Consider the following 14,939-nt stretch of genomic DNA (forward strand, 5'->3'; position numbering starts at 1 on the left):
GCGGAGTGCGCCAAAGGCGCACGCTTGATCTATTGAAAACGCCGCCTGTTGGGCGGCGTTTTGCGTGCGGTCTCTGGCGTACGTCTGAAGATTGACCGCATGGGAAATCGCTGCTATTGATTTATTGAACACTTGTTCATTAACGCGAGGAGAGGAGCGCGCATGTTCACGGCCACGATGAAATTCGACCTGGGTGAAGACGTGAATGCCCTGCGCGAAATGGTGCATCGCTGGGCACAGGATCGGGTCAAACCGATGGCGGCCGAGATCGATGCATCCAACAGTTTTCCGAACGACCTGTGGAAAGAAATGGGCGATCTTGGGCTTTTGGGCGTGACCGTGCCCGACGAATATGGCGGCGCGGGCATGTCATATTTGGCGCATACGGTTGCGGTCGAGGAGATTGCGCGGGCCTCAGCCTCGGTTTCCTTGTCTTACGGCGCACATTCAAATCTGTGCGTGAACCAGATCAAACTGAATGGGAGCGACGAGCAGAAGAAGAAATATCTGCCCCGCCTGATCTCGGGCGATCATGTGGGGGCTTTGGCGATGTCGGAGCCCTCGGCTGGATCGGATGTTGTATCGATGAAACTGCGCGCCGAAAAGCGCAATGACCATTATCGGCTGAATGGCAACAAATACTGGATCACCAACGGACCGGATGCGGATACGCTGGTGGTGTATGCCAAGACCGACCCGGATGCCGGATCAAAAGGCATCACTGCTTTTCTGATTGAAAATGAAATGACGGGATTTTCAACCTCGCCCCATTTCGACAAGCTGGGTATGCGGGGGTCGAACACGGCCGAGCTGATCTTTGAGGACGTTGAGGTTCCCTTTGAAAATGTGCTGGGCGAAGAGGGCAGAGGTGTCGCCGTTCTGATGTCGGGCCTGGATTACGAACGCGTGGTTCTGGCCGGGATCGGGACAGGCATCATGGCCGCCTGTCTGGACGAAGTTATGCCCTATCTGGCCGAGCGCAAGCAATTCGGCCAACCCATCGGCAGCTTTCAACTGATGCAGGGCAAGATCGCGGATATGTATACCGCAATGAACTCGGCCCGGGCTTACGTGTACGAAGTTGCAAAAGCCTGTGACCGGGGCGATGTAACCCGACAGGATGCGGCGGCGTGCTGTCTCTATGCCTCGGAGCAGGCGATGGTTCAGGCGCATCAGGCGGTGCAGGCAATGGGGGGCGCCGGGTTCCTGTCGGATGCGCCAGTCAGCCGAATTTTCCGTGATGCCAAGTTGATGGAGATCGGCGCGGGGACCAGCGAAATTCGCCGGATGCTGATCGGGCGCGAAATGATGAGCGAGATGGTCTGAAAAGCGCCTTGCAGATGCGGCTCTGCAAGGCGCGTGTGATCAAAGGATCAGAAGCGATGAACGTAGGACAGGCCAACCAGAATGGGGTCGATCTCGGCTTTGCCGATCTTCGTTCCATCCAGCTTGACGTCCGAGTCGATGTCGAACCAGCGCACGTTCAATCGCACCGCACCCCGTTCCGTGACCATATAGTCCAGACCGGCCTGCACCGAGACGCCGAACGAGTTGTCGACCTTCAGATCGCCCAGCGGCGAGTCCTCGTCGAAGAAGATCGTGTAGTTCAAACCAGCGCCGACATAGGGTTTCCACGCGCTGTTGGTGGGGAAGTGGTAGTTCAGCGACAGGGTCGGCGGCAGGTGTTTGACACTGCCAGCGTCGACCGAGCCACCAAGCGTGACATCGTGTTTGAAGGGCGTCGCCGCCAGAAGTTCGATGCCCAGATTGTCGCGGACAAAATACTCGGCGGTGAAGATCGGCCGCGTGTCCGAGTCGATATCGGCGTCGAGCCCGGCCAGCGTTCCGTTGTCGGATTTGGGGTTCAGGTAACCGACACCAAAGCCGACGGTCCAATCCCCCTGCGATTGAGCGAGGGCGGGTCCAGCCAGCGCGGCAAGTGCGGTCGAAAGGGTCAAAGCGGCGAGTTTGTTGGTCATTTTCGTGCCTTTGGTTTTGTTGACCTCGCAGCAATGGCAACACCTGCGACGACTGCCTCTGATCTGCATCAAATTGCTGCGAGGAATTCCCAGCGTTTGAGAGGCTCAAGCATCAGTAAAATAAGGAAAAAACACCTTGTCAGACGCTAGGCGCATACCGGGTTTGCGCCCTGCGGGAGGCTGGGATTTGCCCGAACGGTTGAACATGGCCCAGCAGTGTCTGAGCCATGCGCCGCAGAAGGTCGCGCTGATCGACCTGAGCGGGCAGCAAGAGGCCCGGATAACCTTCGGGCAACTGGCCAACATGGTGGACGGCCTGGCACGCGCGCTTTTGGAGAAGGTGCAGCCGGGCGACCGGGTGGCGGTTCTGTTGGGTCAGTCGCCCTGGTGCGCTGCTGCGCATTTGGCGATCTGGAAGATCGGCGCGGTCTCGGTGCCGCTATTCAAGCTGTTCAAGCACGACGCGTTGCGGTCTCGGATCGACGATGCCGGCGCGCAGCTTGTTCTGACTGATGCGGAAGGGTCAAGGTTGCTTGCCGGCCTGGCCAGACCGCTGCTAGCGGATCAGATCGGGCAGGCAGGCGCGCCGGTCAGCTTTGCCGATACCGGCCCCGAAGACCCCGCGGTACTGATTTACACTTCAGGGACCACGGGCAGCCCCAAAGGCGCGCTGCATGGGCACCGGCTTTTGACCGGCCATCTGCCCGGCGTATCGATCAGCCACAACCATCTGCGTGACGGAGATTGTTTGTGGACACCCGCCGATTGGGCGTGGATCGGCGGCCTGTTCGATGTGCTGATGCCGGGGCTTGCGCTGGGCATCCCGGTGGTCGCGGCGAGATTGGAAAAGTTCGCGCCCGACGCATGTGCCGACGTGATCGCACGCGGGGGGGTGCGGAACGTGTTTTTCCCTCCCACGGCGCTGCGGATGCTGAAGGCGGCAGGTCAGGCCATTCCGGGCCTGCGCTCGGTCGCATCGGGCGGCGAGCCGCTGGGCCCTGAGATGCTGGCCTGGGGGCAGCAGGCGTTTGGTTTGACGATCAACGAATTCTATGGCCAGACCGAGTGCAACATGGTCGTATCTTCATGCGCCGAGGATTTCCCTGTGCGACCCGGCTGTATCGGCAAGCCGGTGCCCGGGCATGAGGTGGCAGTGATTGATGAGGATGGCACCCCCACAAGCAAAGAGGGTGACGTGGCCATCAGGCGCGGCTCGGCTTCAATGCTGCTTGAGTACTGGAACAATCCTCAAGCAACCGCCGAGAAATTTCGCGGCAACTGGCTGATCACCGGAGACCGCGGCGTGTGGGAGGGCGACTATCTGCGCTTTGTCGGCCGTGAGGATGACGTGATCACCTCGGCCGGATACCGTATTGGCCCGGCGGAAATCGAGGATTGCCTGCTGACCCACCCGGCGGTGGCGACGGTGGGTGTTGTCGGCAAGCCCGATCCTTTGCGGACCGAGATCGTAAAGGCTTATGTGGTTTTGAAGCCGGGGGTTGAGTCCTCGCAAGACGAGTTGCAGGAATGGGTCAAGTCCCGTCTGGCGCAGTATTCTTATCCACGTGAGGTGGCGTTTCTGGCGGAATTGCCGATGACTGTAACCGGAAAGGTGATCCGTAAGGAGTTGAAGGCGCGGGCCGTGCAGGAGTTGATCGAATGATGCGAATGACCATTGCCGCAATGCTGTTCCCGTCACTTGTATCCGCTCAAAACGCTTGGGTGGACCAAAACTATATTCAATGGTGCTTCTCTCAAGCGCTGCCGGGTGGCGCGCTGTCGTCCTGTCTGGGCAAAGCTGCGGGCGCGTGCCAAACCGCACCGGGGAACGGTACCACGATCGGGATATCCCAGTGCATTCAGGCCGAAGCGCAGGTTTGGGATAATTTGCTGAATGAGCAGTATCAGCTTCGCAGGGCCGAATTCGCCGAACGCCCGGAACTAGCGGATCAATTGCGCGACGCTCAGCGTGCCTGGATTGGTTTTCGCGACGCTGAGTGTGGATTGGCGTACAGCATCTGGTCCGATGGGACGATACGCACGATCGTCGCAGCAAATTGCATACTGACCGAAACCGCTGAACGTGCTGTGGAATTGCGCGACTTGGGGAAACTGGAATGAAACTGAAGTCCAAAGCGATAACAACCTCCGAGGGTTTCAACGCAAACCGCACGGCCCATCTTGACGCGCTTGCCCAGATCTCTGTCGTTGCCGAAGCGGCGCGTATGGGCGGTGGCGAGAAGTCCCGCGCGCGACACGTCTCGCGGGGCAAGATGCTCCCCCGCCGCCGGGTGGCGAACCTGCTAGATGCGGGGTCTCCGTTTCTTGAGATCGGCGCAACCGCCGCACATGGGATGTATGGCGACGCCGCACCCTGCGCCGGGGTCATTGCCGGGATTGGCCGGGTGCAGGGGCGCGAGGTCATGGTGGTGTGCAATGATGCCACCGTGAAGGGCGGCACCTACTATCCGATGTCGGTCAAGAAGCACCTGCGCGCGCAAGAGATTGCCGAGGAAAACCACCTTCCTTGCATCTATCTGGTCGACAGTGGCGGAGCGAACCTGCCCAATCAGGATGAGGTTTTTCCCGATCGCGATCATTTTGGCCGCATCTTCTACAATCAGGCGCGGATGAGTGCGAAAGGGATCCCCCAGATCGCCGTCGTGATGGGGTCTTGTACCGCAGGAGGGGCATACGTGCCCGCGATGTCGGATGTGACGATCATCGTGCGCGATCAGGGCACCATCTTTCTGGCCGGGCCACCTCTGGTCAAGGCGGCGACAGGCGAGGTCGTCAGCGCCGAGGATCTGGGTGGCGGCGATGTTCATACGCGGCTGTCCGGTGTCGCGGACTATCTGGCCGAGGATGATGCACATGCGCTGGCCCTGGCACGGCGGGCTGTGGGATCATTGGGGGGTGCCGGGCTGAAGCCCGACTTACGGTTTGAAACCCCAGAGGAACCTGCTTATGACCCCGAGGAAATTCTGGGCGTTGTCCCCGCTGATCTGCGCACGCCCTATGACATCCGCGAGGTGATCGCGCGTCTGGTCGACGGCTCTCGGTTCGATGAGTTCAAACCCCGATTCGGGGAGACGCTGGTCACGGGTTTTGCCCATGTCAAAGGCTGCCCGGTTGGCATCATCGCCAACAATGGCGTGCTTTTTTCCGAAGCCGCACAGAAAGGCGCGCATTTTGTCGAGCTGTGTTCGCAGCGCAAAACGCCGCTGGTCTTCCTGCAGAACATCACCGGGTTTATGGTCGGTCGGAAATACGAGAACGAGGGCATCGCGCGGCACGGCGCCAAGATGGTGACGGCGGTTGCGACAACCTCGGTGCCCAAGATCACGATGCTGGTGGGTGGCTCATTCGGGGCCGGGAATTACGGCATGGCGGGCCGGGCCTATCAGCCGCGCTTTCTGTGGACATGGCCGAATTCGCGGATTTCCGTGATGGGAGGCGAGCAGGCGGCGGGGGTTCTGGCCACGGTCAAGCGCGACGGGATCGAACGGCAGGGCGGCACTTGGGCGGCCGAGGAAGAGGCCGACTTCAAGCGCCCGACGCTGGATATGTTCGAGGAACAGTCCAACCCGCTCTATGCCTCGGCGCGCCTGTGGGATGACGGCATCATCGACCCGCGCAAAAGCCGCGATGTGCTGGCGCTGTCACTGAGCGCCGCGCTGAACGCCCCGATTGAGGAGACACGTTTCGGCGTGTTCAGGATGTAGACATGGGCGGTCTAGTAAGGTCTGTTTCCAGAAAAGCGAATGGCGCTTCCGTGGACGTAAGTTGTTGTTTCCACATTAAGCCCCACGGTTGTCAAAGCATCCGCAACCGCGTCGCCGCGGCCAAAGTTGCGGGTGTAGGCGCCTATCATGGAGAAATCTTGGGCGCCGTTCAAAAAGAGCCTCTCAATCTGAGGCAAGACGCCGTCCAGATAAAGGCGGTAGAGCGGCCGCAACGACCACCCCACCGGGTCGGTGGCTTCAATCAAAGAAAACGGTGCGCCGGGTTTGAGTATGCGGCGCAATTGTTGGGCAAAAATCAAATGCTGATCCGCGTTGAACGTCTTGAGGCCAAATGTGGAGATTGCAAAATCGGCGCTTTCGCTGGGAAGATCGGTCGTCAGCATATTAGCGCAAAGATGTGCGACCCGGTCCTCTCGACCCTTATGCAGCCGATCCATGGCCTGACGATGCATTTCGGGACTTATGTCGATGGCAGTAACTTTCGTGATCTTCGGGAATTGGGCAAACAAATGTGGCCAAGCCTCTCCCGTTCCGGCCATCAGATCGACGCCGGAAGCAAGCGTGTCAGGGGGCAGCGCGAGGCCATTGATACATGCCTTTCGCCAAGCTCTTACAAAACCAAAGGACGCTACAGCGCTCCAGTTTCGATACGCACCGGAACATCTGTCGAATACACCTGCCACAAACTCGGGATCGTAAATGTCTTGAGCCATGTTGCGCACCCTGAGGTTGTGATGCGAGAAACGCAAGGATTTGCCGATGTTCAATAAAATCCTGATTGCCAATCGTGGCGAGATTGCCTGCCGGGTCATCGAGACCGCTCAGCAGATGGGCGTGTCCTGCGTGGCTGTCTATTCCGATGCGGATGCCTCGGCCAAGCATGTGCAGATGGCGGATGAGGCGGTGCATATCGGTGGAGCGGCACCGGCGGTGAGCTATCTGAAAGGTGATGTGATCATCCAGGCAGCGCTGGATACCGGCGCTCAGGCAATTCATCCGGGCTATGGATTTTTATCCGAAAACCCTGATTTCGTGGATGCGGTCGAGGCTGCGGGGCTGACCTTCATCGGGCCATCGGCGGATGCGATCCGCAAGATGGGCCTCAAGGATGCGGCCAAGGCGCTTATGGAACAGGCCGGGGTGCCGGTCGTGCCGGGCTATCACGGTGACAATCAGGACCCCGAGCACCTGTCGGGGGCAGCCGATACCATCGGCTATCCGGTTCTGATCAAGGCGGTCGCGGGTGGCGGTGGCAAGGGTATGCGTCTTGTCGAACGGCCCGAGGATTTCGCCGCCGCGCTGGATAGCGCACGCGGTGAAGCCCGGACCGCCTTTGGCAACGATGCGGTTCTGATCGAAAAATTCGTCACCAAGCCCCGCCATATCGAGGTGCAGGTTTTTGGCGACGGCACCCGTGCGGTACATCTGTTCGAACGCGACTGTTCGTTGCAACGGCGGCATCAGAAGGTAATCGAAGAGGCACCAGCGCCCGGACTGACGCCCGAGATGCGCAAGGCGATGGGGCAGGCAGCCGTGCGCGCGGCCGAAGCCATTGGGTACAAGGGGGCGGGAACGGTCGAGTTCATCGTCGATGCCTCGGACGGGCTGCGCCCCGATCGGTTCTGGTTCATGGAGATGAACACGCGCCTGCAGGTGGAACATCCCGTGACCGAGGCGATCACCGGCGTCGATCTGGTCGAGTGGCAATTGCGTGTGGCTGCAGGAGAGGCTTTGCCAAAACAGCAGGCCGAACTGTCGATCAGCGGCCACGCTTTTGAGGCGCGTCTCTATGCTGAAGACGTCCCAAAGGGGTTCCTGCCAGCGACCGGAACACTGACCCACCTGTCATTCCCGGACACCTGCCGGGCAGACAGCGGCGTGCGCGCCGGGGATACGATCAGCCCGTGGTACGATCCGATGATTGCCAAGATCATCACCTATGGCCCGACACGCGCTGTCGCTTTGCAATCGCTGAGCCGTGCGCTTGAACGCACCGAAGTTGCAGGAACCGTGACCAATCTGGCGTTTCTGGGGGCGCTGGCGCGTCATTCCGGCTTCGCGGCAGGCGACGTCGATACGGGCCTGATCGGGCGAGAGATCGACGCGCTGGTTCAGGAGACCGCCACTGATGCTTCGACCTGCATTGCAGCCGCCATGACCGCGCTGGATCTGGTCGATCCCGAGGCGGAGGCTGGCTTTACGTTGTGGGCACCACTGCACAGGGCTGTGCAACTGAAGGCGGGTGACGAACAGATCGATATGGATGTTCAGGTCCTCGGCCCGGATCAGCAACTTTGGCAACTGGGCGACGAAGTAATAAAGGCGCAGCGCGTTTCTGGCCGGTGGCTGATCGCGGGGCAACCGATGCCGCAGGTCTCGGTCGCCGGTTCCCGCATCACCGTGTTTCAGGACTATGGCCGCGGTTTTGATTTGGTCGACCCGCTTGACCGCGATTCAGGTGCCGCAGGTGACACGAACGTGGTCGAAGCGCCGATGCCCGGGTTGGTCAAGGCGGTCTTTGCCGAACCAGGGCAGGTTGTGCAGGAAGGCGACCGGCTAGCCATACTCGAGGCCATGAAGATGGAGCATTCTCTGCTGGCGGCGCGTGATGGCGTGGTGGCCGAAGTTCTGGTGGGCGCGGGTGCTCAGGTCGAGGCTGGCGCGGCGCTGGTCCGGCTGGAAGAGACGTGATCTGTCCCGCCGAAGCTGATTGTGGCAGGGTCGGGTGGTCCGCAACTGAAACGAAAAGAAATTGGAAGGGGTGTAGAGATGGGCGAACGGGTCGAGATTTTCGAGGTTGGTCCGCGCGACGGTTTGCAAAGCGAGGCGCGCGATATTCCGGTGTCGGAAAAGATCGCTTTGATCGACTGTTTGTCTCGCGCGGGTTTCAACCGGATCGAGGTGGCGAGTTTCGTATCCCCGAAACGAGTGCCGCAGATGGCAGGCAGCGCCGAAGTTCTGGCCGGAATCACACGCGCGGACAACCTGCGATACGCCGCTCTGACGCCGAATATGCGCGGGTACGAGGATGCGCTGGCAGCCAAAGCGGATGAGATCGCGGTGTTTGCCTCGGCCTCGGAAGGGTTTTCGCAGGCAAACGTCAACGCCTCGATCTCTGAATCCATCGCGCGGTTTCAGCCCATTCTTGAGGCCGCGCGCCACATTGATCTGCCGGTTCGCGGTTATGTTTCATGCGTGACGGATTGCCCTTACGACGGCCCGACCGATCCTCAAAAGGTGGCCGAAGTTGCGGATGAGTTGTTCGCTTTGGGCTGCTATGAGATTTCTTTGGGCGATACGATCGGTCAGGGCACTCCGGATACGATTGCGCATATGTTGCTTGCAGTACGCGAGAGAGTGCCAGCGACGCGATTGGCGGGACACTTTCACAACACCAACGACAAGGCGCTGGACAACATTGATGTCGCGCTGTCGCTGGGCGTGCGCGTGTTCGACGCGGCGGTAGGCGGTTTGGGCGGATGCCCGTTTGCGCCCGGTGCCGCAGGTAACGTCGCGACCGAAGACGTCGCCGCACATCTTGAGCGTCTGGGGTATGACACCGGGCTGGATGCCACGGTTCTGGCAGAAGCCGCGCAGATGGCCCGTGCCATGCGTGGCGAATGAGGGCTTCGACATGTTCGACACGATCTCACTGACCACGGACGAACGCGGTGTCGCCACACTGACGCTCAACCGCCCCGAGAAACACAATGCCATGTCGGCGCGGATGATCGCAGAGCTGACGATGGCGGCGGATCGGTTGGCTGCAGACCCGAAGGTGCGCGTGGTGGTTCTGACCGGCGCGGGCAAGAGTTTTTGCGCTGGTGCTGATCTGGGGTGGATGCAGGCCCAGATGGCGGCTGATCAGCAAACAAGATTTGTCGAGGCGCGCAAGCTGGCCGAGATGTTGTCGGCGCTGAATGCGCTTCCGAAACCTCTGATCGGGGTTTTGCAGGGCAACGCCTTTGGCGGTGGGGTCGGGCTGGCCGCAGTCTGCGATGTGGCGATTGGCGTGGACACCATGAAAATGGCGCTGACCGAAACCCGGCTTGGACTTATCCCTGCGACCATCGGTCCCTATGTGATTGCGCGCATGGGTGCGGCGAGGGCACGGCGGGTGTTCATGTCGGCACGCCCGTTTGATGCGGCAGAGGCTGTCGACCTGGGTCTGCTATCGCGTGTGGTCGCTGCCGAAGCTGTTCCTGATGCGGTTGAGGCCGAGGTTCTGCCTTACCTCTCGTGCGCGCCGGGGGCCGTCGCCTCGGCCAAGGCATTGGTTCATTCTCTGGGGCCGCAAATTGACGATGATGTGATCGATAACACAATCTCGGAATTAGTCGCCCGTTGGCAGACAGCCGAGGCGCAGGAGGGGATCGCGGCATTCTTTGAAAAGCGAAAACCTGATTGGAATAATACGGTTTAGTGAAGGCGACCGATTTCGGTGCCGCACAACCGCCTAGGGCGTTGTTTGGTCTGATCAAACGCAGATTCCATCACCTGCGCGCTTGTGTTCGGTTGACCCTCTGACGCGGCGCGGATACAGAATGTCCCGTCAACACGCCAATTGACGGCGCATCCTTTTCGGGGCTTGCGCGGGAAAGGAGCTATACGTGGAAGACCTGCTGCGGGAGTACCTCCCGATTCTGGTGTTTCTGGCTGTTGCCGTGGGGCTTGGAATCGTTCTGATTCTGGCTGCTGTGGTGCTTGCGGTACGCAATCCCGACCCGGAAAAGGTCAGCGCATATGAATGTGGTTTCAATGCATTCGATGATGCGCGGATGAAGTTCGATGTCAGATTCTATCTGGTCGCGATCCTGTTCATCATCTTCGATCTGGAAATCGCATTTCTGTTTCCCTGGGCCGTCGGTTTCAAAGACATCAGCGATGTGGGCTTTTGGTCCATGATGGTATTTCTGGCCGTTCTGACCATCGGCTTTGCCTATGAATGGAAAAAAGGGGCGCTGGAATGGGAGTGATGACCGGTGCAAACACCGCTGGCGTCGATAAAGAAGTCGCCGCCAAGGCCCTGAATGCCGAATTGCAGGACAAAGGTTTCCTGCTGACCTCGACCGAAGACATCATCAACTGGGCGCGTACCGGTTCGCTGCACTGGATGACCTTTGGTTTGGCCTGCTGTGCGGTCGAGATGATGCATACTTCGATGCCACGTTATGACGCGGAGCGGTTTGGAATCGCGCCCCGCGCGTCCCCACGCCAGTCCGATGTGATGATCGTGGCCGGAACATTGACCAACAAGATGGCCCCGGCGTTGCGCAAGGTTTACGATCAGATGCCCGAGCCGCGCTATGTAATCTCGATGGGCTCCTGCGCGAATGGTGGTGGCTATTACCACTATTCCTATTCGGTGGTGCGTGGTTGTGACCGGATTGTGCCGGTGGACATTTATGTCCCGGGCTGCCCGCCAACGGCTGAGGCGCTGCTGTATGGGCTTATGCAGTTGCAACGCAAAATCCGCCGCACCGGCACCATTGTACGCTGAGGAGAGGGCAGATGAGCGACGCACTCAAGGAACTTGGCACGCATATTGAAATCAAGCGACCGGATTGTGTGCTGGCTTGGGATGTCACCCATGACGAGCTGAATGTCGATGTGGCCCCATCGAACCTGGTTGAGTTCATCGAATACCTTCGGACCGACCGCAACTGCCAGTTCTCAACTCTTGTCGACATCACCGGTGTGGACTACCCGGAACGGCCCAAGCGCTTCGATGTAGTTTATCACTTCCTGTCGATGTACCAGAACCAGCGCATCCGCCTGCGGGTGTCGATCCGCGAAGAGGACATGGTGCCGTCGATCGTCGACGTCCACCCCTCGGCCAACTGGTTCGAGCGTGAGGTGTTCGACATGTTCGGCATCCTGTTCTCGGGCCATCCGGACCTGCGGCGTATTCTGACCGACTATGGCTTTCGCGGTCATCCGCTGCGCAAGGACTTTCCGACCACCGGCTATACCGAGGTGCGCTATGACGAGGCGCAAAAGCGCGTGGTCTACGAACCCGTCTCGCTGGTGCAGGAATACCGCCAGTTCGATTTCATGAGCCCGTGGGAGGGTGCGAACTACATCCTGCCGGGGGACGAGAAGCAGGAGGCTGAGTGATGGGTGGTATCTGGTGGCTGATCCTTTCTGCGCTCACCATTATCCCGATGGTAAAAATTCTGCCATTCTTCGGGATCAACAAATACTGGTGCCTGCTGTGCCTGGTGCCGTTCGGAACCATCGCGCTGCTGTGGTGGGTCGGACTGAAGTTACAGGAATTGGAGCGCCGCTAAGATGCTGATGCTGCTGGGGGAACTGATCGCATTGGGGGCATTGGGTGTCCTGCTGGCCGGGGCTGCGGCCAAGGCAGCTGAGGCTGAGAAAGTCCGCGTCAGAGTTGATGCCAAGAAGAAGCGAGGACAGCGGTAATGGACGGCTCAAGATATGATGACGGCAGCACCGATGCCCTGAGCGGCGAACAGAAGATCCGCAACTTCAACATCAACTTCGGCCCGCAACACCCTGCTGCGCATGGCGTTTTGCGTCTTGTCCTTGAGCTGGACGGCGAGATTGTCGAACGTTGTGATCCGCATATCGGCCTGCTGCACCGTGGCACCGAAAAACTGATGGAAAGCCGGACGTATCTGCAGAACCTGCCGTATTTCGACCGTCTGGATTACGTGGCGCCAATGAACCAGGAACATGCCTGGTGTCTGGCGATCGAAAAGCTGACGGGCGTCGAGGTGCCGCGCCGAGGCTCTCTGATCCGGGTTCTGTATTCCGAGATCGGACGTGTCCTGAACCACTTGCTGAACGTGACCACTCAGGCGATGGATGTCGGCGCGCTGACGCCGCCTCTGTGGGGGTTCGAGGAACGCGAAAAGCTGATGGTGTTCTATGAGCGCGCCTGCGGTGCCCGCCTGCACGCCGCCTATTTCCGCCCCGGTGGCGTCCACCAGGACCTGCCGCCAGAACTGCTGGACGATATCGAGACATGGAGCCACGAATTCCCCGCCGTTCTGGACGATATTGACGGGCTGCTGACCGAAAACCGCATCTTCAAACAGCGCAACGCCGATATCGGTGTCGTGACCGAGGATGACATTCAGAAATACGGCTTCTCGGGCGTGATGGTGCGCGGGTCAGGTCTGGCATGGGACCTGCGTCGTGCTCAGCCCTATGAATGCTATGACGAGTTCGAGTTTCAGATCCCCGTAGGCAAGAACGGCGACTGCTATGATCGCTATCTGGTGCGCATGGAAGAGATGCGCCAGTCGCTGCTGATCATCCAGCAAGCCATCGCCAAAATACGCGACTGTCCCGGAGATGTTCTGGCACGCGGAAAGATCACCCCGCCGAAACGCTCGGACATGAAAACCTCGATGGAAAGCCTGATCCATCACTTCAAGCTATATACCGAAGGCTTCCACGTCCCCGCAGGCGAAGTTTACGCTGCTGTCGAGGCCCCCAAGGGCGAGTTCGGCGTCTATCTGGTCGCCGACGGAAGCAACAAGCCTTACAGGGCCAAACTGCGGGCACCGGGCTTCCTGCACTTGCAGGCGATGGATCATATCGCCGGGGGGCACCAACTGGCCGACGTTGCTGCCATTATCGGCACTATGGACGTGGTGTTTGGGGAGATTGATCGGTGAAAATAAGGTATCGGCACAAAAAAACCGGTGAGGAATACGAGCCTAAAAGATACCAGGGCGGCTATCGAGTTGTGTTAGAGCTCGAGTCTCTCGAGGATTTTCGGCGCTTTGCCAAGATTGCCCACGGCGCTCGACTAACGAAAATTGGCTCGCAGCAAGATAACGTTTTGTCTTTTGCCGAATTGGAGGAGATCAATTAATGCTCCGCCGTCTTCACCCCGAACAACCCGAAAGCTTTGCCTTCACCGCTGCAAACCAGCAATGGGCCGAAGCGCAGGTTACCAAGTACCCCGAGGGTCGTCAGGCCAGTGCGGTGATCCCTCTGCTTTGGCGTGCGCAAGAGCAGGAGGGATGGCTGACCCGTCCGGCGATTGAATCTGTCGCCGATATGCTGGGCATGGCCTATATCCGCGTGCTTGAGGTGGCCTCGTTCTACTTCATGTTCCAACTGCAACCGGTTGGCTCGGTGGCGCATATTCAGGTCTGCGGCACGACCTCCTGCATGATTTGCGGGGCCGAGGATCTGATTGCGGTTTGCAAGGAAAAGATCGCGGCCAGGCCGCATGAGCTATCCGCCGATGGCAAACTGAGCTGGGAAGAGGTCGAATGCCTGGGTTCCTGCGCGAATGCGCCGATGGCGCAGATCGGCAAGGACTATTACGAGGACCTGACCACCGAAAGCTTCGGTAAAATCCTCGATGATCTGATCGCGGGTAAGGTGCCGGTGCCCGGCCCCCAGAATGGACGTTACGCAGCCGAGCCGCTGAGCGGATTGTCCAGCCTGACCGAGTATGATGCGGGGAAACCGCAATACAATGCCAGTGTCGCGTTGGCGACTGATCTGGGCGATACTGTCAAGCGGATCGATGGGACCGAGGTGCCGATTCTGACCCCTTGGTTGGGCAAGGACGGAAAGCAGGCCGGTGCGAGCGCGGCAGCCAAACCTCCCAAAGCGCCTGAACCACCTAAACCGGCTGTCAAACAGGCCGAGGAGGCGAAAAAGGAACAACCCGCAGAAGACGCGCCAGAGATTTTGGAAGGTGCGCGGGATGGCAAGCCGGATGATCTGAAACTGCTAAAGGGCGTCGGGCCCAAACTGGAACAGACGCTGAATGAGCTGGGGTTCTATCACTTCGATCAGATTGCTGCCTGGACCCCGCTGCAGATAGCCTGGGTCGATGCGCGGCTGAAATTCAAGGGCCGGATCGAGCGCGACGGCTGGATCGAACAGGCGGCCAAGCTGGCTGCGGGTGAGGAAACCGAATTCTCCAAACGCGCCAGAAAAGTCGGCAAGGACAAGGACTAAGCATGCCCCCAGCGGCATCAGAGTGAGATGGACAGAGACACAGAACAAGCCATAGCCCGCAAGGGCAGACATATCGGGGTGGTCATCGCTGTGACCATGGTCGTTTGGCTGGGCATGTCGCTGTTCATCGGCCCTGCGATCGGGTTGCCGGGGCGTTATGCGCTGCTGTTTGATTTCGCTGCTTTGGCGGGGTTCATCTACGCGGGCGTGAACATTTATCAACTCTGGCGCATGCGCCAGGATAGCCAAGGGTAAGCGA

The 14,939-nt window shown here is 59.5% G+C and carries 17 protein-coding genes; 15 read left to right on the forward strand and 2 right to left on the reverse strand.

All coding sequences use genetic code 11. The features are described 5' to 3' along the window. Positions 1 to 162: 162 nt before the first annotated feature. The gene (locus ACR0JA_RS09400; RefSeq protein WP_480573204.1) at positions 163 to 1,326 is read left to right on the forward strand and encodes an isovaleryl-CoA dehydrogenase; all 1,164 of its coding nucleotides are present in this window, start codon (positions 163 to 165) and stop codon (positions 1,324 to 1,326) included. Between the two features lie 47 nt (positions 1,327 to 1,373). On the opposite strand, the gene ACR0JA_RS09405 is transcribed toward ACR0JA_RS09400, so the two are convergent. Beyond that, positions 1,374 to 1,979 carry an OmpW/AlkL family protein gene (locus ACR0JA_RS09405; protein ID WP_480573207.1) on the reverse strand — a complete coding sequence of 202 codons (606 nt, stop codon included), beginning with the start codon at positions 1,977 to 1,979 and terminating at the stop codon, positions 1,374 to 1,376. 136 nt (positions 1,980 to 2,115) lie between these two features. Between ACR0JA_RS09405 and ACR0JA_RS09410 the strand changes: the two genes are divergently transcribed. From ACR0JA_RS09410 to ACR0JA_RS09420, 3 genes are read left to right on the forward strand one after another with little or no spacing between them, the layout of a single operon-like run. Then, entirely contained in the window at positions 2,116 to 3,642 is a 1,527-nt protein-coding gene (locus tag ACR0JA_RS09410; RefSeq protein WP_480573209.1) for an AMP-binding protein, read from the forward strand. After that, complete coding sequence (locus ACR0JA_RS09415; RefSeq protein WP_480573212.1) at positions 3,639 to 4,100, forward strand: lysozyme inhibitor LprI family protein; 462 nt, start codon at positions 3,639 to 3,641, stop codon at positions 4,098 to 4,100. Before ACR0JA_RS09410 ends, ACR0JA_RS09415 begins: the two co-directional genes overlap by 4 nt. Further along, positions 4,097 to 5,704 (forward strand): carboxyl transferase domain-containing protein, encoded by a 1,608-nt coding sequence (locus ACR0JA_RS09420; protein WP_480573215.1) that lies wholly within the window; start codon positions 4,097 to 4,099, stop codon positions 5,702 to 5,704. The genes ACR0JA_RS09415 and ACR0JA_RS09420 overlap by 4 nt, the downstream gene beginning before the upstream one ends. A gap of 11 nt (positions 5,705 to 5,715) precedes the next feature. On the opposite strand, the gene ACR0JA_RS09425 is transcribed toward ACR0JA_RS09420, so the two are convergent. Continuing rightward, positions 5,716 to 6,492, reverse strand: coding sequence for a class I SAM-dependent methyltransferase (locus ACR0JA_RS09425; RefSeq protein WP_480573217.1), 777 nt, complete (start codon positions 6,490 to 6,492; stop codon positions 5,716 to 5,718). Here ACR0JA_RS09425 and ACR0JA_RS09430 point away from each other — a divergent pair. From ACR0JA_RS09430 to ACR0JA_RS09480, 11 genes are all read left to right on the forward strand, one after another. Then, positions 6,485 to 8,416 carry an acetyl/propionyl/methylcrotonyl-CoA carboxylase subunit alpha gene (locus ACR0JA_RS09430; RefSeq protein ID WP_480573220.1) on the forward strand — a complete coding sequence of 644 codons (1,932 nt, stop codon included), beginning with the start codon at positions 6,485 to 6,487 and terminating at the stop codon, positions 8,414 to 8,416. The genes ACR0JA_RS09425 and ACR0JA_RS09430 overlap by 8 nt on opposite strands. A gap of 78 nt (positions 8,417 to 8,494) precedes the next feature. Further along, positions 8,495 to 9,349 carry a hydroxymethylglutaryl-CoA lyase gene (locus ACR0JA_RS09435; RefSeq protein ID WP_480573223.1) on the forward strand — a complete coding sequence of 285 codons (855 nt, stop codon included), beginning with the start codon at positions 8,495 to 8,497 and terminating at the stop codon, positions 9,347 to 9,349. Between the two features lie 10 nt (positions 9,350 to 9,359). Further along, positions 9,360 to 10,148, forward strand: coding sequence for a crotonase/enoyl-CoA hydratase family protein (locus ACR0JA_RS09440; protein ID WP_480573226.1), 789 nt, complete (start codon positions 9,360 to 9,362; stop codon positions 10,146 to 10,148). A gap of 187 nt (positions 10,149 to 10,335) precedes the next feature. Then, on the forward strand, positions 10,336 to 10,701 hold the full coding sequence (locus ACR0JA_RS09445) for an NADH-quinone oxidoreductase subunit A (RefSeq protein ID WP_010442778.1): 366 nt from the start codon (positions 10,336 to 10,338) through the stop codon (positions 10,699 to 10,701). Then, a complete protein-coding gene (locus tag ACR0JA_RS09450; protein ID WP_480573229.1) occupies positions 10,692 to 11,225 on the forward strand; it encodes a NuoB/complex I 20 kDa subunit family protein in 534 nt (177 codons plus the stop codon). The genes ACR0JA_RS09445 and ACR0JA_RS09450 overlap by 10 nt, the downstream gene beginning before the upstream one ends. 11 nt (positions 11,226 to 11,236) lie before the next feature. After that, complete coding sequence (locus tag ACR0JA_RS09455) at positions 11,237 to 11,842, forward strand: NADH-quinone oxidoreductase subunit C (RefSeq protein ID WP_480573232.1); 606 nt, start codon at positions 11,237 to 11,239, stop codon at positions 11,840 to 11,842. Beyond that, a complete protein-coding gene (locus ACR0JA_RS09460) occupies positions 11,842 to 12,015 on the forward strand; it encodes a hypothetical protein (protein ID WP_010442775.1) in 174 nt (57 codons plus the stop codon). The genes ACR0JA_RS09455 and ACR0JA_RS09460 overlap by 1 nt, the downstream gene beginning before the upstream one ends. Position 12,016: 1 nt before the next feature. Further along, the gene (locus ACR0JA_RS09465) at positions 12,017 to 12,151 is read left to right on the forward strand and encodes a hypothetical protein (protein WP_480573235.1); all 135 of its coding nucleotides are present in this window, start codon (positions 12,017 to 12,019) and stop codon (positions 12,149 to 12,151) included. Further along, entirely contained in the window at positions 12,151 to 13,374 is a 1,224-nt protein-coding gene (locus ACR0JA_RS09470) for an NADH-quinone oxidoreductase subunit D (protein WP_480573238.1), read from the forward strand. The genes ACR0JA_RS09465 and ACR0JA_RS09470 overlap by 1 nt, the downstream gene beginning before the upstream one ends. Positions 13,375 to 13,573: 199 nt before the next feature. Then, entirely contained in the window at positions 13,574 to 14,680 is a 1,107-nt protein-coding gene (gene nuoE, locus ACR0JA_RS09475) for an NADH-quinone oxidoreductase subunit NuoE (RefSeq protein WP_480573241.1), read from the forward strand. A 27-nt stretch (positions 14,681 to 14,707) separates the two neighbouring features. Next, entirely contained in the window at positions 14,708 to 14,935 is a 228-nt protein-coding gene (locus tag ACR0JA_RS09480) for a DUF5337 domain-containing protein (protein WP_480573244.1), read from the forward strand. Positions 14,936 to 14,939: the final 4 nt, after the last annotated feature.

This window comes from Ruegeria sp. AM4, from assembly GCF_056540665.1.